Consider the following 23,617-nt stretch of genomic DNA (forward strand, 5'->3'; position numbering starts at 1 on the left):
TGTTTAGCGGACAGTAATATAAAATATATGGGGACGATGTGCAAGGAAAATCTCTTCTTTTTCGATGGCGATACCGCTCGGTAAGAATACGGCTCAATGTCATTTGAAATCACAAAAAAACAGGAAGCAATTGCAATACATCAGCAAATGGTTTGCAAAAGCTAAGCTTTTACCGGGCAAAAGCTAAGGTATTGGAGTGCAAAAGCTAAGCTTTTAAAACACGCTTTGTAAACATCTGATTATCAGCATAATACAAAGGCAATAAAAAGAGCATTATAAAAGGCTGGGAAAACATACTTCTCACAAGGATAATGCCGGGAAAAAACAACCCCGGGAATTCCCCAAAAAGGTATGTTTCATCATTGAAAATTAGCTCTCGCACCAACTTTCAACCTTCGCAATATCAATGAATGGAATCGACTATCGTCATACAGAGTAAGCAAGTGGTTATCCACGGGATGAATAAAAAAGAGAATTGCAAAAAATCCCACCACTCAAGGCGAGCAGTGGGATTTCAATGCAAATATAAAAATTTAATCGTTATCTTTGTGTAGGTACACGAGTTAATCGGCAAGTTTTGCCTTTATAAACTCGCGATTAAGACGAGCGATATTAGCTATGGACTCATTCTTGGGACATTCTGCCTCGCAAGCGCGAGTGTTGGTACAGTTGCCAAAGCCCAACTCCTCCATCTTCATCACCATACGCTTGGCACGCTTTGCAGCCTCGGGACGACCCTGTGGCAAAAGTGCCAGCTGGCTCACCTTGGAAGAGACAAACAACATGGCAGAACCATTCTTGCAAGCTGCAACGCAAGCCGCGCAACCTATACAAGTGGCACAGTCCATTGCTTCATCGGCAGCTTCCTTCGGGATAAGGATAGCGTTGGCATCCTGTGGCTGACCGGTGCGAACGCTGGTGTAACCACCTGCCTGAATAATCTTATCGAACGCACCACGATCCACCATGCAATCCTTGATAACCGGAAATGCTGCCGAGCGCCACGGCTCCACGGTAATCACATCGCCCTCGTTGAAACGACGCATGTAGAGCTGACAAGTAGTAGCTCCTTCGGCAGGTCCATGTGGATGCCCATTGATATAAAGTGAACACATACCACAGATACCTTCACGACAGTCGTGGTCGAAGACAAAAGGTTCCTTACCGGCTTCGATAAGCTGCTCGTTGAGGATATCCAGCATCTCAAGGAAGGAAGTATCACCACTGATATCCTTCATTTCGAATGTATCAAAATGACCTTCAGCAGTAGGTCCGTTCTGACGCCAAACTTTAAGTGTGAAACTTATGATTTTTTCCATTGTTGATTTTTTCTTTTAATGTTTGTTGCAAGCAACTTTGACCTGATTAGTTCTTGTAGTTACGTGTCTGAACCTTGATAGCCTCGTATTCGAGCGGTTCCTTTATGAGTTCCGGAGCAACCTTGTCGTTGCCTTGATACTCCCAGCAACCTACATAGAAATAGTTCTCATCATCGCGTTTAGCTTCGCCATCCTCTGTCTGATATTCTTCGCGGAAGTGTCCACCACAACTCTCATTTCTCGAAATGGCATCGAAGGCTATCAACTCGCCCATAAGGATGAAATCGCGAAGGTGAATGGCTTTATCCAACTCCACGTTCAGCCCTTCTTTGCTTCCCGGGATGAAGAGGTTTGTATTGAATTCGTCGCGAAGGGCTTTCATCTTCTCAAGACCTTCCTTCAAACCTTCCAATGTTCGACCCATTCCAACGTGATCCCAAAGAATGTGTCCAAGCTCTTTATGGAAAGAATCAACCGAACGCTTGCCCTGAATGCCCATCAGACGATCGATTTCTGCTTGAACGCCTTTCTCTGCCTCGTCAAACTCGGGAGCATCGGTAGAAACTTTTGCCCAAATGCTTTGGTCCGCCAAATAGTTCTGTATGGTATAAGGCAATACGAAGTAACCGTCTGCCAAACCTTGCATCAGCGCGGAAGCACCCAAACGGTTGGCTCCGTGGTCAGAGAAGTTACACTCTCCGATTGCAAATAGACCCTTAATGGTGGTCTGTAATTCATAATCTACCCAGATACCACCCATCGTATAGTGGATGGCGGGATAAATCATCATCGGGTTATAATATTTCACGCCGTTGATTTCATTTGCCATTTCACCGGGATAAACATCGGTTATCTCCTCATACATATCAAAGAGGTTGCCGTAACGCTGAAGAATAACATCCAAACCAAGACGTTCGATGCTCTCGGAGAAATCGAGGAACACTGCCAAACCTGTATTGTTCACACCAAAGCCGTGATCGCAACGTTCCTTTGCGGCACGTGAAGCCACATCGCGGGGCACCAAGTTGCCAAATGCGGGATAGCGACGCTCCAAATAGTAGTCGCGATCTTCTTCCGGAATGTCGGAACCTTTCTTTGTTCCAGCCTGAAGTGCCTTGGCATCTTCTAACTTCTTGGGCACCCAGATGCGTCCGTCGTTACGCAACGACTCGGACATCAGCGTCAGTTTCGACTGCTTGTCGCCGTGAACCGGAATACATGTTGGGTGAATCTGTACGTATGAGGGGTTTGCGAAATAAGCACCTTTACGGAAGCACTGAACAGCTGCCGTACAGTTGCACCCCATGGCGTTGGTGGAAAGGAAGTAAGCATTGCCATAACCACCTGTGGCAATGACTACTGCGTTGGCGGAGAAACGTTCGAGCTTACCGGTTACCAAGTTCTTGGCAATGATACCGCGAGCGTGCCCGTCAACAATTACCACATCTTCCATCTCGTAGCGAGTATAGAGTTTTACACGACCATCGTTCACTTGTTTACTGAGTGCAGAGTAGGCACCGAGCAATAGCTGCTGACCGGTCTGACCTTTTGCGTAGAAAGTACGCGATACCTGTGCACCACCAAACGAACGGTTGGCCAACATGCCACCATATTCGCGAGCAAAAGGAACTCCTTGAGCCACACATTGGTCGATAATGCTGTTGGATACTTCAGCCAAACGATAAACATTGGCCTCGCGAGCACGATAGTCTCCACCTTTCACGGTATCGTAAAACAAACGATAAACCGAGTCGCCATCGTTCTGATAATTCTTAGCTGCATTGATACCACCCTGTGCGGCGATAGAGTGTGCACGACGAGGGGAGTCCTGAATGCAGAAATTATATACGGAAAAGCCCATCTCACCAAGCGAAGCAGCGGCACTGGCACCCGCCAATCCCGTTCCAACGACAATGACATCGAGCTTCAATTTATTTTTCGGGTTAACCAAACGCTGATGAGCCTTGTAGTTGGTCCACTTCTCTGCTACCGGGCCTTCAGGAATTTTCGAATCTAATATTTTAGCCATAATCTTAATATCTTTACTGTGTCATGAATTAAACAAGACTTGGTGCGCAACCAAATGCGAATGCCAAAACAACTACCAAGAAGCCCAACATGAGAAGGGTGGTATAAACCATACCGATTTTTCTCCACCGGTTGAACCAAATCTTTCCATTGATTCCCAGAGTTTGCATAGCACTCCAAAAACCGTGCGAGAGGTGGAACCAAATGGCACAAAGCCAAATCACATAGAGAACAACATAGATGGTATTGGAGAAGGTCTCCTTGATGTAACCAAAACCATTGGCGGGATCACCCAATGGATCCGCAATATGGAAGATTTCGGCAAACATCATGTTATACCAAAAGTTGAACAAGTGGAGCAACAATCCCAAAAGGATAATGAGTCCCAACACTAACATGTTCTTAGATGCCCATTCCACTTTCGGTGTCGCCCCCGCTATGTCATAACGTTCATGACCACGAGCCCGGCGATTCTGCGCCGTAAGAATGAATGCATAAACGATGTGGAGCACCGTCAGCGCAGCAAGCGCGATGGTAGCAACCACCGCATACCAATTGGCACCCAGGAATTCACAAATCATGTTGTAAGCATCGCCTGAGAACAAAGCCACAACATTCATCGACATGTGGAATGTCAGGAATAGAATAAGCGCAATACCGGTAACCGACATCACGACCTTTCTACCGATAGATGAGTTGATTAACCACATAAATGTTTGATTTTAAATATTTAAACTATTAGAATTAAGTATTTTCACAACGTGAAAAAATTTCGGGTTAAAGCAGTTTTTCTACCTCTTGCGAAGAATAATCACGCCATATATTATAACATAATGTCTTTCTGTGCTGCAAAAATAATACATTAATTATGATTAAACAAAGTTTTTTGGCAAAAAGCAGGGCATTTTCATTAGCGATCTAACTATATTGACAGTTTCTAAACAGCAACCTCCATGACCGGTTAAAACTCTTCGGCGAACAAAGATAAACAAAAGAATGAGAAAAGTATGAACGCCTGTCGCAAATTCAACTTAAAAAAGAATGGAAAGGGGTAGCGAAAAATATGCTTCCGATGAAGAAAAAATATGTAAAAACAAACGAAAGCACGATGAATAGAGAAGTAAAGATGATTATTTCGTCGAGTGTGAAAAGGTAAAAAAACACGACACAAAAGAGATTTATAATGAAATTGTAAATGGCTGTGTAACTGCAAGTTATATTTTATAATTCAAAAGCTTACCAATTGCGGTGTAAAAGCTTAGCTTTTGCCTTTCAAAAGCTAAGCTTTTAGAATGCAAAAGCTTAGCAATTGAAATGGAATATTTGAAAAAACATGACAAAACCGACCAATATGGGAGGATAAGGAGGAAAAACGGACGAACAAAGACGCACGCACGACATCCGCCTATGATGAGTATGTAAAATAACTGATTATACTTTCTCTTTCAATTAAAATTCTTACATTTGCAGAAAAATAAGGAAAAGAGAATGAATTTCAAATATGACATCCTTATAATAGGTGGCGGACATGCCGGATGCGAAGCCGCAACCGCAGCCGCGAACATGGGAGCAAATACTTGTTTGCTGACAATGGACATGAACAAAATTGCGCAAATGAGTTGCAACCCTGCCATCGGAGGAATTGCCAAAGGACAAATCGTAAGGGAAATTGACGCATTGGGCGGACAAATGGGACTGGTTACCGACGCGACGGCAATACAATTTCGCATGCTCAACCGCTCGAAAGGACCGGCGGTATGGAGCCCACGCGCACAATGCGACCGAGAAAAATTCATATTGGAATGGAAAAGAAAGCTCGACCATACGGATAAACTCGATATTTTCCAAGACCAAGCGGAAGAATTGCTCGTAAAGAACAACAGAGTGCTGGGCATCAGAACGATATGGGGAGTGGAGATATATGCCGGTGCGGTCATCGTGGCAGCAGGAACATTTCTAAACGGATTGATGCACATCGGGCACAGACAGGTGGAAGGCGGAAGATGCGCAGAACCCGCAGTACACAAATTTACGGAAAGTATAACAAAGCACGGAATTGTCGTGGCAAGAATGAAGACCGGAACACCTGTCAGAATAGATAAAAGATCGGTGGACTTCGATAAAATGGAAGAGCAACCGGGAGAAAAAGATTTTCATCAGTTTTCATTTATTGGCAAGCACAGACCACTTCCGCAACTACCCTGCTGGACATGCAACACCAACGAGAAAGCGCACGAAGTCTTGAGAAAAGGAATACCTGACTCGCCACTATTCAACGGACAAATACAAAGCACCGGACCGCGCTACTGTCCGTCCATAGAAACAAAGCTCGAAATCTTCCCCGATAAAACAAGTCATCCGCTTTTCCTTGAACCGGAAGGGATAGATACCAACGAAATGTATCTGAATGGCTTTTCATCGAGTATGCCATGGGAAATTCAATTGGAAGCCATTCATAAGATTCCGGCACTTAGAAATGCCAAAATCTATCGTCCGGGCTATGCAATTGAATACGATTATTTCGACCCGACACTCTTAAAACCTTCGTTGGAATCGAAGATTATCAAAGGTTTGTTCTTCGCCGGACAGGTGAATGGCACCACAGGTTACGAAGAAGCGGGCGGCCAAGGCTTGGTAGCCGGCATCAATGCGGTGGCTTTTTGCGGTAACAAGGAACCACTAATCATGAAAAGAGATGAAAGCTATATAGGCGTACTCATCGATGATTTGACAACAAAAGGCGTGGACGAACCTTACAGAATGTTCACATCTCGAGCCGAATACCGTATCCTATTAAGACAAGATGATGCGGATGCCAGACTTACAGAGAAAGCATATAGACTCGGAATAGCTACACGGGAACGATACGACAACTGGCAAAAGAAAAAGCAAAGAATGAACGATATCATCGGATTTTGCGAGACAACAGCAGTAAAACCAACCGAAATCAACGGCTATTTGGAAAGTATCGGAAACTCGCCACTCCACGCTTCTGCCAAGATAATCGACCTTATTGCACGTCCGGGAATTAACTTCAACGGATTATCCGAACAACTTCCAACTTTGAAAGAAACATTGGAAGCATCGCAGGATCGCAAAGAAGAAATTGCAGAAGCTGCAGAAATAAAAATCAAATACAAAGGTTATATCCAAAGGGAAAGAAACTTTGCCGAGAAAATGCATCGGCTGGAAGATATTAAAATAAAAGGTCATTTCAACTATGAAAAGATACACGACCTATCCACAGAATGCAGACAGAAACTGCAACGCATACAACCGGAAACATTAGCACAAGCAAGTCGCATCCCCGGAGTTAGCCCAAGCGATATAAACGTACTCCTTGTATTAATGGGGAGATAAACAATAAAACGTTTCACGTGAAACATATAAAGTGTAATCATCAAATTATCAATAATATATGAATAATAAAATTTTGCTCGACAACTTAAGATGTATTCCTGATTGGCCCATCAAAGGCGTAAATTTTAGAGATGTTACTACCCTATTCAAATCTCCTGAGGCGCTTCATGAAATCACAGAAGAAATGTATGAGCTTTACAAAGACAAGGGAATTACGAAGATTGTGGGAATTGAAAGCCGAGGCTTCGTAATGTCTTCTGCATTAGCATTGCGCTTAGGGGCAGGAATCATTTTGTGTAGAAAGCCCGGAAAATTGCCATGCGAGACAGTTCAGGAGAGCTATGCCAAAGAATATGGAATGGATACCATAGAAATCCACAAAGACGCAATTAGCGAAAACGATATAATTCTACTCCATGACGACCTGCTTGCAACCGGTGGCACAATGAAAGCTGCATGCAATCTGGTCAAGAAGTTCCATCCCAAAAAGGTATATTGCAACTTTATCATCGAATTGCATGAGGAATTTCCGAACAGCAGGAAAAGTTTCGATGACGATGTGGAGATTTCTTCATTGCTAAAATTTTAAGGATGTTTATCCAATCTGTCCCTTTTTCATAAAAAATATGTTATCGATTGATATAAAAAAATTCATCGATAACATATTTCTCATAAACTAAAGCGAACAGAGAGAAAAGTCTCAATCACACGTAAGTGGAAAGAATATACCATAGGCTTTCCCTTAATGGGATGGAAAAGCGAGCTTTTTCCACAACAAGTGAAGCAACAGGTGAAAGATAAAGAATGATTACCTGTATTTAATGTTTCACGTGAAACGAAGCAAAGTTTAAGCTCTCACAGTAAAGAGGTTATAAGATGGCAAAAGAGAAAAACATTAATCGATTGGAAAAACTCAAGCAAATAGTATCTACTCTACCGGATAAACCCGGTACGTATCAGTTTTACGACCATCAAGACAATATCATTTACGTTGGAAAGGCAAAGAGCTTAAAGAACAGGGTTTCATCTTACTTCCATAAAGAAGTGGACAGATTCAAGACAAAAGTGCTCGTTTCAAAGATTAACAATATATCTTACACGGTTGTAAAGACTGAAGAAGACGCTTTGCTGATAGAAAATCAGCTTATAAAACAATACCAACCTCGCTACAATGTATTATTGAAAGACGGCAAGACTTATCCAAGCATTTGCATAACGAATGAGTTTTTCCCACGAATCTTCAATACTCGCAACATCAACAAGCGTTTCGGGAGTTTCTATGGTCCTTACAGCCACATCAGCAGCATGTATGCCGTATTGGATATCATCAAGAAATTATACAAGCCTCGTACCTGCAAGTTCCCCATTACCGAAGCAGGTATCATGCAGAAGAAGTACAGACCTTGTCTTGATTATCATTTAGGGAACTGCAAGGCACCCTGCGTAGGAAAGCAAAATCGGGAAGAATATCTGCAAAACATTGAGCAAGCTCGTCAAATATTGAAAGGAAACACACGTGAAGTGCAAAGGTTTCTACAAGCAAAGATGCAGGAAAGTGCGGACAATCTGAGATTTGAAGAAGCAGAAAACTACAAGCAACAGTACCTTGCATTAGAGAACTTTGCTGCCAAAAGCGAAATAGTGAGTTACACAATTACCGATGTTGATGTCTTCACACTTGTGAACGATGAATTGAAAAAAAATGCTTTCATCAACTATATTCACGTGAAAAATGGAGCAATCAATCAGAGTTTTACATTCGAGTACAAACGAAAATTGGACGAAAACGATGCCGAATTGCTCAACGAGGCTATACCGGAAATACGCAACCGCTTCAACAGCACAGCAAAGGAGATTATCGTTCCATTTGAATTAGATTTCAAGATAAAAAACGCCGAGTTCTTCATTCCTCAAAGAGGCGACAAGAAACATCTGTTGGAGCTCTCCGAGATGAACGCAAAACAATATAAGTTCGACCGTTTGAAGCGTGCGGAGAAGTTAAATCCAGAGCAGAAACAGACTCGATTGATGAAGGAATTGCAAGAGAAACTCAAACTCCCTAAACTACCCTATCACATAGAATGTTTCGATAATTCCAACATTTCGGGAACAGATGCTGTAGCCGGTTGCGTGGTATATAAAGGCTTAAAGCCCTCGAAAAAAGATTATCGGAAATACAACATCAAAACAGTTGTGGGTCCGGACGATTATGCCTCCATGCAAGAAGTTGTGAGAAGGCGATACAGAAGGATGTCAGAGGCGAACGAGCCACTTCCCGACCTCATCATTACCGATGGTGGAAAAGGACAGATGGAGGTGGTCAGAGAGGTCGTTGAGGACGAGTTGCAACTACAAATCCCCATCGCCGGCCTTGCCAAGGACAACCGACACCGCACAAACGAACTGCTCTTTGGCTTTCCACCACAGACAATAGGACTGCCAACAAACTCCGAACTCTTCAAAATTCTGACACAAATACAAGACGAAGTTCACAGATTTGCCATTTCATTTCATAGGGATAAACGTTCCAAACATCAGTTACACAGCGAGTTGGATGACATCAAGGGAATCGGAATGAAATCAAAAGAACAGCTTCTGAAGAGATTAAGAACGGTAAAAAATATAAAAGAGGCTGATATTCTGACACTTACGGAGATTGTGGGGGCAGCGAAAGGTAAATTGATTTACAACTATTTTCACGCAAAAACAAAGGAAGACGAAGGAAAGTAGCAATAATTAAAATAAAAGCATTAAATTTGCGATATGAGAATCGTAATTCAAAGGGTGAAACATGCTTCCGTAACGATAGACGGTAAAGTAAAATCTGCCATTAATGAAGGGTATCTCATCCTTTTAGGGATAGGCAATGCCGACACGAACGAAGACATAGAATGGCTGGTCAGGAAAGTCATTGGCTTGAGGGTGTTCGACGATGAAGAAGGAGTCATGAACAAAAGCGTCATGGACATTGGCGGTGAAATATTGGTTGTTTCACAATTCACGCTCATGGCAAGCTATAAAAAAGGCAATCGCCCAAGCTATATCCGCGCTGCCGGTCATGAAACGTCCATACCACTTTACCACGCATTCTGCAAAAGCCTCAGTGCGGCATTGGGCAAACCAGTGGGTGAGGGTGAGTTCGGAGCCGATATGAAGGTAGAACTGCTGAACGATGGCCCCGTAACCATCTGCATGGACACAAAAAACAAGGAATAAAGTAACAAAACCAAAGATAAAAGAAGAGGAACAAAAGGGAAACCAACCTCGGAAGATAAGCACATAACAAAGTAACAACAGGTTGTGAATAACGAAGATACAGGCATGAGAAAAGAGCCTCAAAAGCATCATGAACATAAAGAACATCAAACGTGCACAAAACATCTGCGCTTTCATCTACCTGCTGTCAGTTTTCATCAATCAGCTCAAACCTTCTCACGATGAAATCTTCATGATTGCCTACGGATTGGCACTCATCGGTTTCGTTATCGCCACAATTATTGCGCTGTGTTTTTGGAAGGAACTCGCAAAATACGATAACATCTCGAACATGGCATTTGGATTATCTTCATCGTGGTGGGATTTATAATTTGGTTTGGCTAAAAAACAGATTACAGATGACAATAGAAGAAGCGCAAAAGATGGTGGACAACTGGATACACGAATATGGTGTGCGATACTTCAGCGAACTCACCAACATGGCGTGCCTCACGGAAGAAGTGGGTGAACTGGCGAGAGTTATTGCACGCACGTATGGAGACCAAAGCTTTAAGGCAGGAGAGAAACAAAATATCGGAGAGGAGATGGCAGATGTACTGTGGGTTCTACTCTGCCTTGCCAACCAAACCGGCACGAATCTTACGGAAGAGTTGCTCAAAAGCTTTGAAAAGAAAACACAAAGAGATAAGAACAGACACAAAGAAAACAAGAAACTAACGATGAAACCGAAAGTTTCAACGAAAAAATAAGAACATAAACAATAAAATAGAAAAAGAGATGGAAAAAGACAATGGAAAAATCGTAAACATCAGTAAATACGATGAAATGCTGAAGCAGTACAATCTGAAAATCAGCGATGAGGAAGTTAAATCAGCGGTGAAGAAAATCATCACCGAGAAAGTAGCCGAGAACGACAACCTCGAAGTGAAGAAATTTCTCTTAGGCAGCGTAGAGCTTACCTCGCTGAGAACAACCGACACGGAAGAAGAGATATTGGCGATGGTGGAGAAGGTAAACCGTTTTGCACACGCATACCCCACCCTGCCTCATGTTGCCGCCGTTTGTGCTTATCCTTGCTTTACCAAACTCATTGCCGAGAGTTTGGAAGTGGATGGCGTGGATATCACCAATGTAACGGGCAATTTCCCATCCTCACAAACGTTCTTAGAAGTAAAAACAGTGGAAACCGCTCTTGCCATTAAAGATGGTGCCACACACATCGACATCGTGCTCCCCGTAGGTAAATTCCTCTCCGGGGATTACGAAAGTGTTTGCGATACCATCAACGAACTGAAGCAAACCTGTGGCGACATCCCCATGAAAGTAATTCTTGAGACCGGCGACCTGAAGAACGCGCAGAACATCAAGAAAGCCGCTCTGCTCTCAATGTATGCCGGTGCCGATTACATCAAGACCAGCACGGGCAAAGAGAAAATAAGTGCCACACCGGAAGCTGTTTACGTGATGTGCCAAGCCATAAAAGAGTATTACGACAAGACTGGTATTCAGGTTGGTTTGAAGCCTGCAGGTGGCATCAACACCGTAATGGACGCTGTTATTTTCTACACCATCTACAAGGAGATTTTAGGCGAGAAATGGCTCGACAACTACTGGTTCCGCCTCGGTACAAGCCGTCTCACCAACCTCTTGTTGAGCGAAATCGAAGGCAAGGAAATCAATTTCTTCTAACCTGATAGGAAATACTCCTCCTCCTTTCCGGCGGAGGGGTATTTATTTTCCATCTGAATTTTAACATTCCAAACACAAAATATGGTCATAGCCACAATGAAAAGACACTTACTGCTACTCGCTTTATTAATACCTACCGTGTCGAACCACCTTTTCGCACAATACGGAAAGCCTGAATACTGTATTGGTGTCCACGAATATAATATAACCAAGGCACCAAACGGAAAATATATTCTATGGAAATATCCGAATAAAAAGGTTATCAGCAATGCCGACAGTATCAAACTAAGGAAAAACAGATGGTATTATGTATGGAAGAAGGGCAAACAAGGCTTGTACAACGAACGCAAGGAGCGTTGCATTCCCATAAAATACGATGCCATTGTACAAATCACCGATAACTTGTTCCGTGTAGAAAAGAACGGTAAAAAAGGTGTTTACAACAGCAATGGTACCAAGGTTCTCAGTCCTATATACGATGAAATCATAGAAAAAGGCTTCTGGTTTGGCAACAATGGGTGTCTGAAAGTTGGCAAAGATGGGAAATATGGTATCTGCAACGAGCATGGAATACCCATTACCAAGCTTATATACAGCAAGATAAAAGGAGACTCCTATAAATTAGAACTTGTAAAAGGAAATACATCCGACTTCCTTTTGAACTATAAATACTTGGTTTACGACTGCAAGACTATCAAAGATGCATTCTCAGTGCCTGTCAATGGAATACAAACTAAGGACTATTTCGTATTTAAGAAAGACTCCTTATTCGGCTTACTCAACGAAAAGGGCGAAATGGTCATTACCCCCCAATACACAAAACTTATAAACAGATACTTAGGCTATCGATATGGTAAAACTTCTTGGCTTATTGCCTGCAATGGAAAAAAGTACGGAATTATCGATATAAACAACCATATTATCCTCCCATTTGAGTATAAAGACATCCGCTCAACAAAAATTGAGGATTACTTCAGCGTAGAAACGGAATCGGGAAAACATTTCTACGACTACGTTGAAAAGAAGTTTATCACCGATTATACCTACGATTATTTCTTCGGTAACGGCACATACACCTCCATTAAGAAGGACGGTAAGGTAACAGTGATTAACAATGACACTAAGAAAATGATGTTCCCATATAAATATCAGGACATTATCAGTATATGGTCCAAACCGTATTTCTGCGTGCAACAAAACGATTTATACGGTATTATTGATGACAACGACAATCTAATCGTTCCCATTATATACCAAAGACCACTCTGGATCGTCTGCAAGGACAAAGTGGTTGTTTACAAAGATGGCAAGTATGGTATCATCAACCTAAAGAATGAGCTACTGTATGGTATGACGGAGAAACGCATTGTGGGCTACACAAACTTTTTCTCCATCATAGATTCCAAAGGAGAAGAGACAAAGTTGGATGCCAACTTAAAGGTTATCGAGACAGCAAAGTAAAGCAAAAATATTTACAAACAGAACCATCTCAGTATCATTTGTAAATCACTGATTACCAAACAGATATAGATTGCATTATAAAAGGTCATCTTTTGCATGCCAAAAGATGACCTTTTACATTGCGAAAGCTGACCTTTTGAACAACAAAACATCACCTTTAAGTCTGTGCTTCTAAATTTTTTTTACAACAATCGCTTACATTTAGCTCTTACGTTGGATGACAAAATCAAGATAGGCAATAAGCGACTGGCGTATTGCATCGCACTTAACATATTGACGAACGAACGAAAAGGCTGCGTCGTGAAACTCCAACATCTTCTTTTCAGCATACTCAATACCGCCGTTTTCTTTCGTAAAAGCGACTAAATGGGCGATTTCATCTGCAGAAACGGTTCCCTCTTTCACCTTCATTGCCAACTTCATCATCGGCCGGTTGCCAGTCGATTGCAAAGCATGAATCACCGGTAGCGTCAGCTTTCCTTCCGCCATATCGTTGCCCGTTGGCTTACCAATTTCCTTTGAGTCGTAATAATCGAATATATCATCGCGGATTTGGAAGATAATTCCTATGTTCTGACCAAACAAACGGGCTGCCTCCACCGCCTCCGAAGTGGCATTTCCGGCTTTCGCCCCTATCACCGCACAGGCCTCAAAGAGTGCTGCGGTCTTTTGTTTAATCACCTGATAGTAAACATCTTCTGATATTTCCTGATTCGATATGTTCGTCAATTGCAGTATTTCGCCATTGGAGAGTGTGCGACCGAGATTGGCCAGGTCGCGAACGATGGATTCCGATTTTGTGAGCGATACGTTCAAGAGTGCGGTTGACAAGATATAGTCGCCCACGAGCACCGCCACCTTGTTGTTATAGGTGGCATTCACCGATGCCTGCCCTCGTCGTTCGCCACTCTCATCCACCACGTCGTCATGGACAAGGCTGGCTGTGTGGAGCAGTTCCAATCCCACCGCAGCCCGTTGAGCCACATAAGTAACATCACCGAAGTTCTTGGCAATGAGTAATATCAGCATGGGACGCATGCGCTTCCCTCCCCTACTCTTGATGTGCTCCAAAACGGAAGCAAGCAATCCTTCATCGTGCGAAAGGGATTCATTGAACAAGGAGATAAACTCCTCCAACTCATTGGAAATAGGACGCTTTATGATTGACAAATAATCCATTCGATATTATTTTGTTACAAAAATACTGAATATTATCGGTATATATGGCATTTTTTTAGTAATTTTACCCTAAAATTGGAATTACTATGGATAAATTAATTCTCATTGATGCTTATGCACTCATCTATCGCTCCTACTACGCACTCATCAGGAGTCCCAGAATCAACTCCAAAGGACAGAACACGTCGGCGGTTTTTGGGTTTTGCAACACGCTAAATGAGGTTTTGGCAAAAGAAAATCCCACGCATGTGGCAGTGGCTTTCGACCATGGGAAAACTTTCCGCCATGATAAATTTCCCGAATACAAAGCGCAAAGAGAGGAAACTCCGGAAGACATAAAATTAGCGGTGCCCATCATCAAATCCATTCTCGAGGCTATGAAAATTACCATTCTGCAAAAGGATGGCTACGAAGCTGATGATGTCATTGGGACAATTGCGAAACGCGCGGAAAAAGAAGGCATGAAAACGCTCATGCTGACACCCGACAAAGACTATGGGCAGCTCATTGGCAAAAATGTATTCATGTATCGACCCCGACACGGAGGCGGATACGAGAAAGTAGGTGTGGAAGGAATACGAGAGAAATATGGCATCGACAAACCGGAACAGGTCATCGACCTGCTGGCACTCATGGGCGATGCAGCAGATAACTTCCCGGGCTGTCCGGGTGTGGGAGAGAAAACCGCCGCGAAACTCATCAATCAGTTTGGCTCCATCGACAACATGTTGGAACATACCGAAGAGATAAAAGGCAAACTCAGAGAAAAGGTGGAAGCTGCGGTGAACGATATCAGGCTGTCGAGATTCCTTGCCACCATCTGCACCAAGGTTCCCATTGACACTTCATGGGAGGAAATGAAACTTGAGACCCCCGATACAGAAAAACTAATCGGGATATTCAATGAATTGGAGTTCAAATCATTTTTAAAACGATTTGTTAATAATAATCAAGAAACACAAAAAAAAGAAGATTTACAACTCGATTTGTTTGCCACAAATCCGACCAACGATAAAGAAACTTCAGAAAACACGAATTTTGAGAGCCTAAAAACAGTACAATACGAATATAAACTCATTGAAAATGAGGAAGAAGCACAATCCATTTGTGATTTTTTATTGACAAAAGAAATTCTCAGTTTAGACACAGAGACGACTTCCACCGACGCAATCGATGCCGAATTGGTGGGTTTGAGCTTCTCAGTGGAAGAACGAAAGGCATTCTACGTCGCTATTCCTGCCGAACGCGAAGAAGCCTTAAAATTCGTGAATATTTTTAAACCGCTCTATGAAAACGAGAAAATCCTGAAAGTAGGACAAAACATCAAGTATGACTACGAGGTGCTGAACAAGTACGGAGTGAATGTGAAAGGTAAGATGTTCGACACGATGATTGCCCATTACCTCATACAACCCGAACTTCGGCACAACATGGACTACATGGCGGAAACACTGCTGAACTATAAAACCATCCACATTGATGAACTGATAGGACCGAAAGGTAAGCACCAGAAAAACATGCGTGACCTCTCCCCCACCGATATTTATGAATATGCGTGCGAGGATGCCGACATCACGTTGCAACTGAAAAACACTCTCGAGCCTAAACTCAAAGAGGCAAATGCCGAACAACTTTTCCATGAAATAGAAATGCCCCTTGTTCGCGTTCTCGCCGATATGGAGTTGCATGGAGTCAGAATCGATACGGAAGCTCTGAAGGATACGTCAAGAATATTTACCGATAGGATGACGCAACTTGAACAAGAGATTTACAAGCTTTCCGGTGAACAATTCAACATCTCAAGCCCTAAACAAGTAGGCGAAGTCATCTTCGGAAAACTACAAATCATGGAGAAACCGAAGAAAACAAAGACAGGACAATATGTTACAAGCGAAGAGGTTTTGGTGAGTTTGAAAACAAAACATCCTATCATATCTAAAATATTGGAATACAGGGGAATAAAGAAGCTACTTGGAACCTATATAGACGCGCTCCCCAAACTTATAAAGAAGCAAACAGGACATATCCACACCTCGTTCAATCAAGCACTCACGGCAACCGGCAGACTATCATCCAGTGACCCAAACTTGCAAAACATACCGGTGAGAACCGATGATGGCAAAGAAATCAGAAAGTGTTTCATCCCCGAACCGGGATGTAAATTCTTTTCAGCGGATTACAGTCAGATAGAATTACGCATCATGGCGCACCTCTCTGAGGATGAGAACATGATGGAAGCCTTCAGGGAAGGATTCGATATCCACCGCGCTACAGCCGCGAAGATATGGCATGAAAACATCGACGACGTAACCGATGCACAGCGAAAGAAAGCAAAACAAGCCAACTTCGGCATCATTTACGGCATCACCACCTACGGATTGGCACAGCGCATGGACATCTCAAACGGAGAAGCAAAAGAAATCATTGACGGATACTTCAACACCTTCCCGAAAGTGAAAGCCTATATGGAGAAAGCAAAAGAGGAAGCACGAAAGAAAGGATATGCCGAAACCATATTTCATCGTCGCCGTTATCTTCCCGATATCAACAGTCGAAACGCCACGGTCAGAGGTTTTGCAGAGCGTAACGCCATCAATGCCCCTATCCAAGGGTCGGAAGCCGACATCATCAAAGTGGCAATGATTCGCATTTGGAAACGTTTCAAAGCCGAAAACATCCGTTCGCAAATGATTTTACAGGTACACGATGAACTCAACTTCTCCGTTTATCCGGAAGAAAAAGAACAAGTGGAACGCATTGTATTGGAGGAGATGCAAAACGCCTACCCACTCCGCGTACCGCTTACCGCCGATGCCGGTTGGGGCGAAAACTGGTTGGAAGCACATTAACCCCCTTCGCGGAACCAATTGTCCATCAGTTGGTTCCGTTTTTATTGACAGCCGCAGAACGAAAGAACTTCGCCCTACCGAAAATACGCGACACATGGGTCTTATCCAGCAAATAAGCAATGGCAAGCGAACCGGAAATACTCAGCAACAGCGTAACGAAAACATGCAACCAGCCCGTTTCCTCCCATGCGAAAAACCGAAGATAGAACTTCCCTGCCATCGTAAATATCGGATGGAAGAGATAGATGGGCAGCGTGTTCATTCCCAACCAATCGGCAAAGCGAAGAACCTTAGGTGGCAATTGCCCACAAACCCATCCCGAAGAACTGATGAACGAGAACACGGCAAGGATGATGAGCGGATGAGACCAACCTCTTATCTCAGGCTGACAGATGATGAACAGAAAAATAAAAAAGAAGTAGAACTTTGGGCGAAACGCCTTATTGAAATCCACATCGAACTGTCGAAGAACGGAACCCAAGAAGTAATACATCACGCTTTTTATCGTCATGACAGGCAAGAACAGGGAAGCCACACACAGCAGTCCGGCAAACGCCAGCAGTTTTATCGCCAAATGCCATTGTACCGGCAAGAATCTGAAACTCAGATAATAACAAATGCCACATCCCATCATCGTGTAAAGAAACCAATACGGACCGATGGAAGTAAGGAAAACCTTCTCGAACAGGGCAGACAGCGTAGCTTCTTTCAATCCTCCGTTCACCGGAAGATAGAGCGACACCAGCGAAAAGCTCACCACCATGATGAGATAAGGAACGAAGATTCTGAGAAGGTAGAACGAAAACTCTTTCGCCGACTTTCTTACATTCACCAAATAGCCCGTAATCACCAAGAAAGAAGGCATCATAAAAGCCAGTATTGCCTCTTTCAATGCCGGATAATGAGTGCCAAAATTCACAATATGCACCAAAATAACCATACAGATAAGCACGGCGCGGGCAAAGTTTATTTCGTGATATTGCTTCATTTCGCGTTACAAACAACTTGATTTCGCGACAAATTTACGAAAATAAAACTATTTCAACCACATCCAATCCGCTGATAATTGCATTTCTCCGAAAATTCTTCACTCACCGCCCTCCCACATCCTTCCCCATTATTCTGTGCCATCTTCTCCCCTATTTCAATTTTATTATGTACTTTTGCAGACAAAGAAAATAAACGTTTATTTAAGATATGGCATTAAAATGTGGTATAGTGGGTCTGCCAAACGTTGGCAAATCTACCCTTTTCAACTGCCTGAGCAGTGCCAAAGCACAGGCAGCCAATTTCCCTTTCTGTACAATAGAACCCAATCTCGGCGTCATCACCGTGCCCGATGAGCGACTTGGAAAACTGGCAGAAATTGTCCATCCGGGACGTATCGTGCCTGCCACCTGCGAAATCGTGGATATTGCGGGGCTTGTCAAGGGTGCAAGCAAGGGCGAAGGCTTGGGCAATAAGTTTCTCGGCAACATTCGAGAGTGCGACGCCATCATTCACGTGGTGCGTTGCTTTGAAGACGACAACATCGTGCGCGAGGGTGGAAACGCCGTCAATCCCGTTGAGGACAAGGAGATTATCGACACGGAATTGCAACTGAAAGATCTTGAGACAATAGAAGCTCAACTCACAAAAAACCAAAAAATAGCCGCTTCAGGAAACAAAGACGCTAAGATATTGGTAAATGTGTTGGAAACATTCAAAGAGGTTTTGGAACAAGGAAAGAATGCTCGCAGCGTTACTTTCGAGAACAAAGAGGAGCAGCAAGCCGCACACAACCTGTTCCTTCTGACCACCAAACCGGTGCTTTACGTCTGCAACGTGGACGAAAACAGCGCGAAAGAAGGCAACAAATACAGTCGGCAAATAGAGCAAATCGCTGCAAATGAGGGCGCGGAAGCCATGATTATCGCGGCGAAGACCGAAGAGGACATCGCATCGTTGGAGAGCTACGAAGACAAAAAGCTCTTCCTCGACGAACTCGGATTGGAGGAAAGCGGCGTCAACCGACTCATCAAGAAGGCTTACCACCTGCTCAACCTCCAGACATTCATCACTGCCGGCGAGATGGAAGTGAAGGCATGGACATTCCAAAAGGGATGGAAAGCACCACAATGTGCCGGTGTTATCCACACCGACTTTGAGAAAGGCTTCATTCGTGCCGAAGTTATCAAGTACGAAGACTACCTGAAATACGGTTCGGAAGCTGCCATCCGAGAAGCCGGAAAACTCGGTATCGAAGGCAAAGACTATGTCGTGCAGGACGGCGACATCATGCACTTCCGATTCAACGTATAGAATAAAACAAAAGAAATTTTATGAATAATTTATTACTTTACATCCCATGGCAACCCGACGAATACCTGATGCGTATCGGTTCCACAGGCATTCGCTGGTATGGGCTGTGCTGGGTCATGGGGTTGGCACTCGGATATTTCATGATGCAATGGCTTTACAAACGCCACAAGTACGCCAACGAGAAGTTCGAACCCCTCTTCTTCTATGTGTTTATCGGTGTGTTGGTGGGCGCGCGATTAGGGCATTGCCTCTTCTATGAGCCGGATTACTTTCTCAGTGCGCCCGATCACATCATCGAAATCTTCGTGCCCATGCGACATCTTCCCGATGGCTCGTGGAAGTACGTGGGCTTTCAGGGACTCGCTTCGCATGGTGGCGTAATCGGATTGCTCATCGGACTCTATCTCTATATCAAGCGAACGAAGATGAATACATGGGTGGTGCTCGACTTCTTCGGACTTTGTTCGGGTATCACCTCCGCATTCATCCGATTGGGAAACCTCATGAACTCCGAGATTATCGGAAAAGTAACCGATGTGCCATGGGCATTCATCTTCTACAACGTGGATACCAGTCCGCGCCATCCCGGACAGCTCTACGAAGCCTTGGCTTACCTCTGCTTCTTCTTCTTGTTGCTTGCCATCTATCGCAAACACCCCAAGAAAGTGGGCACGGGACTTTATTTCGGACTTTGTCTGGCACTTATCTTCACTTTCCGCTTCTTCATCGAATACACAAAGGAAATGCAAGTGGATTTCGAAGCCGGTCTGCCGTTCAACATGGGACAGATGCTCAGCGTGCCGTTCATCGTTTTGGGCGCATGGGCTGCCTTACGATCAAGAGGCAAAGAATACACGGAAGAGAAATAAACAACAAGATGATATAAAATTACCAAGTAGTGGTAAAGGGATTACCAAGTAGTGGTAAAGAGATTACCAAGTAGCGGTAAAAAAATTACCAAGTAGTGGTAAACAGTTTACCACTGCATGGTAATTTTTTTATTTCATAGAGAATAAAGAGTCACGATAAGTAGGTATTCTAATTAATTGCCACAATATTTTCGTTTGTTTTTCAGTCAGTCGTTTGGATTGAAAAGGGAGTGTCGAGGGCTACTCGACCGATGGAAGACGGAAAAATGACGAAAAAAAGACAGAAAGATTGTAGGAAGTAAAATAAAAAAAACGAAGAAAAAATGTGTACGTTTAATTCTGAACACCTACTTCACTAAAAAAACTTTTTATCGCGTGTAAGTTCTGAGCCATTTTCGAAAACTACCCATTCGGACTTACGATTTTCTTGATATCGTTGAGCTTGTTCAAGGCTTCCATCGGGGTGAGATTATTGATGTCCAAGCCCAATATCTCATCACGGATTTGTGTCAGCACGGGGTCATCCAATTGGAAGAAACTCAGCTGCATCCCTTCCCTACTCTGCTCCAATTTCTCTGCCGAGAGCTTTCCTTTTCCACCCACTTGCGCATTGTCGGTCTCCAACTGCTTCAGGATAATTCCGGCACGCTTCACGATGGAGCGTGGCATCCCGGCAATGTCTGCCACATGAATACCAAACGAGTGTTCGCTGCCACCTCGTTTCAACTTGCGCAGGAAGATAACCCGCCCATCGGTCTCCTGCACCGATACGTTGTAATTCTTGATGCGCTTGAAGTTCTTTTCCATCTCGTTCAACTCGTGATAGTGCGTGGCAAAGAGTGTGCGAGCTGCTGCTTTCGGGTGTTCGTGCAGATACTCCACGATTGCCCACGCGATGCTGATGCCATCGTAGGTGCTCGTTCCGCGTCCCAACTCATCGAAGAGTACCAACGAACGTGGCGTAACGTTGTTGAGGATGTTCGCCGCCTCCGTCATCTCCACCATAAACGTGGATTCGCCGAGCGAGATATTGTCGGAAGCTCCCACACGAGTGAATATCTTGTCCACCAGACCTATTCTCGCACCTTCCGCAGGCACGAAACAGCCCACCTGTGCCAGCAATACGATTAGGGCAGTTTGGCGCAAGAGAGCCGATTTACCTGCCATATTCGGACCGGTTATCATCATGATTTGCTGTCGCTCGTTGTCGAGTAGTACATCGTTGGGCACGTATTCCTCACCGATGGGCAGTTGCGTTTCAATCACCGGATGCCGCCCCTGCTTGATGTCGATTACCTGCGAATCGTCCACCATCGGGCGCACGTACTTTTGTTGCTCGGAGACTTCTGCCAAAGCGTGCAAACAATCCAAATGCGCCACGAGGTTGGCATCAATCTGTATTTGCGGAATATACTCCTGCATGTCCTGCACCAGCTCGGAAAATAGTTTCGTTTCGAGCATGATGATTTTCTCGTCGGCTCCCAAAATCTTTGCTTCATATTCCTTCAGCTCGGGCGTGATGTAACGTTCTGCCTGCGCCAGCGTCTGCTTTCTTATCCAATCTTCTGGCACTCTGTCCTTGAATGTGTTGCGAACCTCAAGATAATAGCCGAAAACATTGTTGAAACCAATCTTCAATGAGTTAATTCCCGTCTGTTCAGCCTCCTTCTCCTGAATTTCAAGAAGATACTGTTTTCCGTTGTCCCGTATGGAGCGCAACTCGTCCAGCTCGGCATGAAAGCCCGAAACGATTACCCCACCCTTGTTCAACAGCTGCGGAGGGTCGTTCTTTATCTCGCGTTCTATCCTGTCGCGAATCGACTCACACAAGTTCAATTGGTCGCCGATGCGTTTCAGTCCCTCATCATCGGCAGTGGAACAAGCCGTTTTCAGGGGTTTGATGGCATTAAGCGCGTTTTTCAGCTGCACCACCTCGCGTGGCGACACGCGTCCCACAGCCACCTTTGAGATGATACGTTCCAAGTCGCCTATGCGATGCATCTGGTCGTCCGCACATTGACGGAAATCAGGATGACGGAAGTAATATTCCACCACGTCCAATCGCTCGTTGATGGGCTTCACCTCCTTGAGTGGAAAAACGAGCCAGCGACGCAACATTCGTCCGCCCATCGGCGTGATGGTACGGTCGATGACGTTGAGCAACGATGAGCCGTCTTCCTGCATCGGCGATATCAACTCGAGCGAGCGAATGGTGAAACGGTCGAGGCGCACATATTTCTCTTCCTCGATACGAGCCAACGATGTGATGTGATTGATGTTCGTGTGCTGCGTAAGTTCCAAGTACTGCATGATGGAACCGGCAGCCACCACGCCATCGCGAAGATGCTCCACACCGAAGCCCTTGAGATTTTTCGTTCCGAAATGTTTCAGTAGTTTTTGTCGAGCGGTAGATTCCGTAAACACCCAGTCGTCCATTGCAAAGGTACAGAGGCGCGTTCCGAAGTGCTTTTCAAAGTCATTCTTCCGTGTCCGGTCATAAAGAACCTCCTTTGAGGAAAAGTTTCCCAACAGTTTCTCCACGTAATCGTATGTCCCTTCGCCGGTGAGGAATTCTCCGGTGGAGATGTCAAGGAAACTGACACCACACGAACTCTTACCGAAATGCACGGCGGCGAGGAAGTTGTTCTCCTTGTAATTCAGCACATTGTCGCCCATTGCCACACCGGGTGTAACAAGTTCGGTAATGCCTCGTTTCACCATTTTGTCCTCTGCACTGAGTCCTTTCTTGCCTTTCAGTTGCTCACGTTTTTTCTTCGGGTCTTCCAATTGGTCGCAGATGGCAACACGCTTCCCGGCACGAATGAGTTTCGGAAGAAAAGTATCGAGGGCATGATGCGGAAAACCGGCCATCTCGTCGCCCACCGATGCTCCATTGTTGCGTCTTGTGAGCGTAATGCCGAGTATCTTCGCGGCTTCGATGGCATCATCGCAGTAAGTCTCGTAGAAGTCTCCACAGCGAAAGAGCATCAGCGCGTCCGGATGTTTTGCTTTCATGGAGAAGAACTGTCGCATCATCGGAGTAAGTCCCTTGTCGTTTTTAGCCATAAACCGGTATCCTTTTTCTTTTATCATTCGTATTGTGTGAGTTGCAAAAATACAAAAAAATAGTCGGATTTCCCAAACGATGGTCGAAACTTTAGCTTTGCAGCAGACTTTCTGCCACGTTTTCATTGTCGTTCCCAATAAAAGTAAGAATTACTGAATGTCAAACAAAATGGTTTTCCACCTTTTTTACCGAAATTTTATCTGAGATTTATAAATAATTCCGAAAAAAATCACAATGAAGCCAATGGTGTCCTAAATAATTTTATTACTGTCCGCTAAA

General features: G+C 44.2%; 17 protein-coding genes. 11 read left to right on the plus strand and 6 right to left on the minus strand.

The window, feature by feature from the left end; genetic code table 11:
• Positions 1-563: 563 nt before the first annotated feature.
• Genes ETF27_RS04975 through ETF27_RS04985 form a run of 3 tightly spaced genes read right to left on the minus strand, consistent with a single transcriptional unit; the run spans position 564 to position 4,057 of the window.
• Positions 564-1,319 carry a succinate dehydrogenase/fumarate reductase iron-sulfur subunit gene (locus tag ETF27_RS04975; protein ID WP_130830326.1) on the minus strand — a complete coding sequence of 252 codons (756 nt, stop codon included), beginning with the start codon at positions 1,317-1,319 and terminating at the stop codon, positions 564-566.
• Positions 1,320-1,365: 46 nt separating this feature from the next.
• A complete protein-coding gene (locus ETF27_RS04980; RefSeq protein ID WP_147785564.1) occupies positions 1,366-3,348 on the minus strand; it encodes a fumarate reductase/succinate dehydrogenase flavoprotein subunit in 1,983 nt (660 codons plus the stop codon).
• A gap of 28 nt (positions 3,349-3,376) precedes the next feature.
• Entirely contained in the window at positions 3,377-4,057 is a 681-nt protein-coding gene (locus ETF27_RS04985; protein WP_130830328.1) for a succinate dehydrogenase/fumarate reductase cytochrome b subunit, read from the minus strand.
• A 778-nt stretch (positions 4,058-4,835) separates the two neighbouring features.
• Here ETF27_RS04985 and mnmG point away from each other — a divergent pair.
• From mnmG to ETF27_RS05025, 8 genes are all read left to right on the plus strand, one after another.
• Complete coding sequence (gene mnmG, locus ETF27_RS04990) at positions 4,836-6,707, plus strand: tRNA uridine-5-carboxymethylaminomethyl(34) synthesis enzyme MnmG (RefSeq protein ID WP_130830329.1); 1,872 nt, start codon at positions 4,836-4,838, stop codon at positions 6,705-6,707.
• Positions 6,708-6,765: 58 nt separating this feature from the next.
• The gene (locus tag ETF27_RS04995) at positions 6,766-7,296 is read left to right on the plus strand and encodes an adenine phosphoribosyltransferase (protein ID WP_130830330.1); all 531 of its coding nucleotides are present in this window, start codon (positions 6,766-6,768) and stop codon (positions 7,294-7,296) included.
• 287 nt (positions 7,297-7,583) lie between these two features.
• Positions 7,584-9,437: an excinuclease ABC subunit UvrC gene (gene uvrC, locus ETF27_RS05000; RefSeq protein WP_130830331.1), complete on the plus strand. Its 1,854-nt coding sequence runs from the start codon at positions 7,584-7,586 to the stop codon at positions 9,435-9,437.
• Between the two features lie 33 nt (positions 9,438-9,470).
• Positions 9,471-9,923, plus strand: coding sequence for a D-aminoacyl-tRNA deacylase (gene dtd / locus ETF27_RS05005; RefSeq protein ID WP_130830332.1), 453 nt, complete (start codon positions 9,471-9,473; stop codon positions 9,921-9,923).
• A 130-nt stretch (positions 9,924-10,053) separates the two neighbouring features.
• The gene (locus tag ETF27_RS05010) at positions 10,054-10,293 is read left to right on the plus strand and encodes a hypothetical protein (RefSeq protein WP_130830333.1); all 240 of its coding nucleotides are present in this window, start codon (positions 10,054-10,056) and stop codon (positions 10,291-10,293) included.
• Between the two features lie 28 nt (positions 10,294-10,321).
• Positions 10,322-10,672, plus strand: a complete 351-nt coding sequence (locus ETF27_RS05015) for a nucleotide pyrophosphohydrolase (protein ID WP_130830334.1) — start codon at positions 10,322-10,324, stop codon at positions 10,670-10,672.
• A gap of 28 nt (positions 10,673-10,700) precedes the next feature.
• Positions 10,701-11,612, plus strand: coding sequence for a deoxyribose-phosphate aldolase (gene deoC / locus ETF27_RS05020; RefSeq protein WP_130830335.1), 912 nt, complete (start codon positions 10,701-10,703; stop codon positions 11,610-11,612).
• Positions 11,613-11,708: 96 nt separating this feature from the next.
• Complete coding sequence (locus ETF27_RS05025) at positions 11,709-13,073, plus strand: WG repeat-containing protein (protein ID WP_158635979.1); 1,365 nt, start codon at positions 11,709-11,711, stop codon at positions 13,071-13,073.
• Between the two features lie 201 nt (positions 13,074-13,274).
• On the opposite strand, the gene ETF27_RS05030 is transcribed toward ETF27_RS05025, so the two are convergent.
• A complete protein-coding gene (locus ETF27_RS05030; RefSeq protein WP_130830337.1) occupies positions 13,275-14,252 on the minus strand; it encodes a polyprenyl synthetase family protein in 978 nt (325 codons plus the stop codon).
• Positions 14,253-14,338: 86 nt separating this feature from the next.
• Between ETF27_RS05030 and polA the strand changes: the two genes are divergently transcribed.
• Positions 14,339-17,101, plus strand: a complete 2,763-nt coding sequence (gene polA, locus ETF27_RS05035; protein WP_147785566.1) for a DNA polymerase I — start codon at positions 14,339-14,341, stop codon at positions 17,099-17,101.
• Between the two features lie 25 nt (positions 17,102-17,126).
• On the opposite strand, the gene ETF27_RS05040 is transcribed toward polA, so the two are convergent.
• Positions 17,127-18,089, minus strand: a complete 963-nt coding sequence (locus ETF27_RS05040) for an acyltransferase family protein (RefSeq protein ID WP_130830339.1) — start codon at positions 18,087-18,089, stop codon at positions 17,127-17,129.
• A gap of 209 nt (positions 18,090-18,298) precedes the next feature.
• On the opposite strand from ETF27_RS05040, the gene ychF reads away from it, so the two are divergent.
• On the plus strand, positions 18,299-19,402 hold the full coding sequence (gene ychF / locus ETF27_RS05045; protein ID WP_130830340.1) for a redox-regulated ATPase YchF: 1,104 nt from the start codon (positions 18,299-18,301) through the stop codon (positions 19,400-19,402).
• A gap of 20 nt (positions 19,403-19,422) precedes the next feature.
• On the plus strand, positions 19,423-20,271 hold the full coding sequence (gene lgt, locus ETF27_RS05050) for a prolipoprotein diacylglyceryl transferase (protein WP_130830341.1): 849 nt from the start codon (positions 19,423-19,425) through the stop codon (positions 20,269-20,271).
• Positions 20,272-20,673: 402 nt separating this feature from the next.
• Here the strand turns inward: lgt and mutS are convergent, their stop codons facing one another.
• The gene (mutS, locus tag ETF27_RS05055) at positions 20,674-23,337 is read right to left on the minus strand and encodes a DNA mismatch repair protein MutS (protein ID WP_130830342.1); all 2,664 of its coding nucleotides are present in this window, start codon (positions 23,335-23,337) and stop codon (positions 20,674-20,676) included.
• Positions 23,338-23,617: the final 280 nt, after the last annotated feature.

The organism is Prevotella brunnea (genome assembly GCF_008016795.1).
Taxonomy (GTDB): Bacteria; Bacteroidota; Bacteroidia; order Bacteroidales; family Bacteroidaceae; genus Prevotella; species Prevotella brunnea.

Coding starts and splice junctions, on each gene's coding strand:
- ETF27_RS04975 (WP_130830326.1), bottom strand. CDS start 1,319: ATGGAAAAAATCATAAGTTTCACACTTAAAGTTTGGCGTCAGAACGGA.
- ETF27_RS04980 (WP_147785564.1), bottom strand. CDS start 3,348: ATGGCTAAAATATTAGATTCGAAAATTCCTGAAGGCCCGGTAGCAGAG.
- ETF27_RS04985 (WP_130830328.1), bottom strand. CDS start 4,057: ATGTGGTTAATCAACTCATCTATCGGTAGAAAGGTCGTGATGTCGGTT.
- mnmG (WP_130830329.1), top strand. CDS start 4,836: ATGAATTTCAAATATGACATCCTTATAATAGGTGGCGGACATGCCGGA.
- ETF27_RS04995 (WP_130830330.1), top strand. CDS start 6,766: ATGAATAATAAAATTTTGCTCGACAACTTAAGATGTATTCCTGATTGG.
- uvrC (WP_130830331.1), top strand. CDS start 7,584: ATGGCAAAAGAGAAAAACATTAATCGATTGGAAAAACTCAAGCAAATA.
- dtd (WP_130830332.1), top strand. CDS start 9,471: ATGAGAATCGTAATTCAAAGGGTGAAACATGCTTCCGTAACGATAGAC.
- ETF27_RS05010 (WP_130830333.1), top strand. CDS start 10,054: ATGAACATAAAGAACATCAAACGTGCACAAAACATCTGCGCTTTCATC.
- ETF27_RS05015 (WP_130830334.1), top strand. CDS start 10,322: ATGACAATAGAAGAAGCGCAAAAGATGGTGGACAACTGGATACACGAA.
- deoC (WP_130830335.1), top strand. CDS start 10,701: ATGGAAAAAGACAATGGAAAAATCGTAAACATCAGTAAATACGATGAA.
- ETF27_RS05025 (WP_158635979.1), top strand. CDS start 11,709: ATGAAAAGACACTTACTGCTACTCGCTTTATTAATACCTACCGTGTCG.
- ETF27_RS05030 (WP_130830337.1), bottom strand. CDS start 14,252: ATGGATTATTTGTCAATCATAAAGCGTCCTATTTCCAATGAGTTGGAG.
- polA (WP_147785566.1), top strand. CDS start 14,339: ATGGATAAATTAATTCTCATTGATGCTTATGCACTCATCTATCGCTCC.
- ETF27_RS05040 (WP_130830339.1), bottom strand. CDS start 18,089: ATGAAGCAATATCACGAAATAAACTTTGCCCGCGCCGTGCTTATCTGT.
- ychF (WP_130830340.1), top strand. CDS start 18,299: ATGGCATTAAAATGTGGTATAGTGGGTCTGCCAAACGTTGGCAAATCT.
- lgt (WP_130830341.1), top strand. CDS start 19,423: ATGAATAATTTATTACTTTACATCCCATGGCAACCCGACGAATACCTG.
- mutS (WP_130830342.1), bottom strand. CDS start 23,337: ATGGCTAAAAACGACAAGGGACTTACTCCGATGATGCGACAGTTCTTC.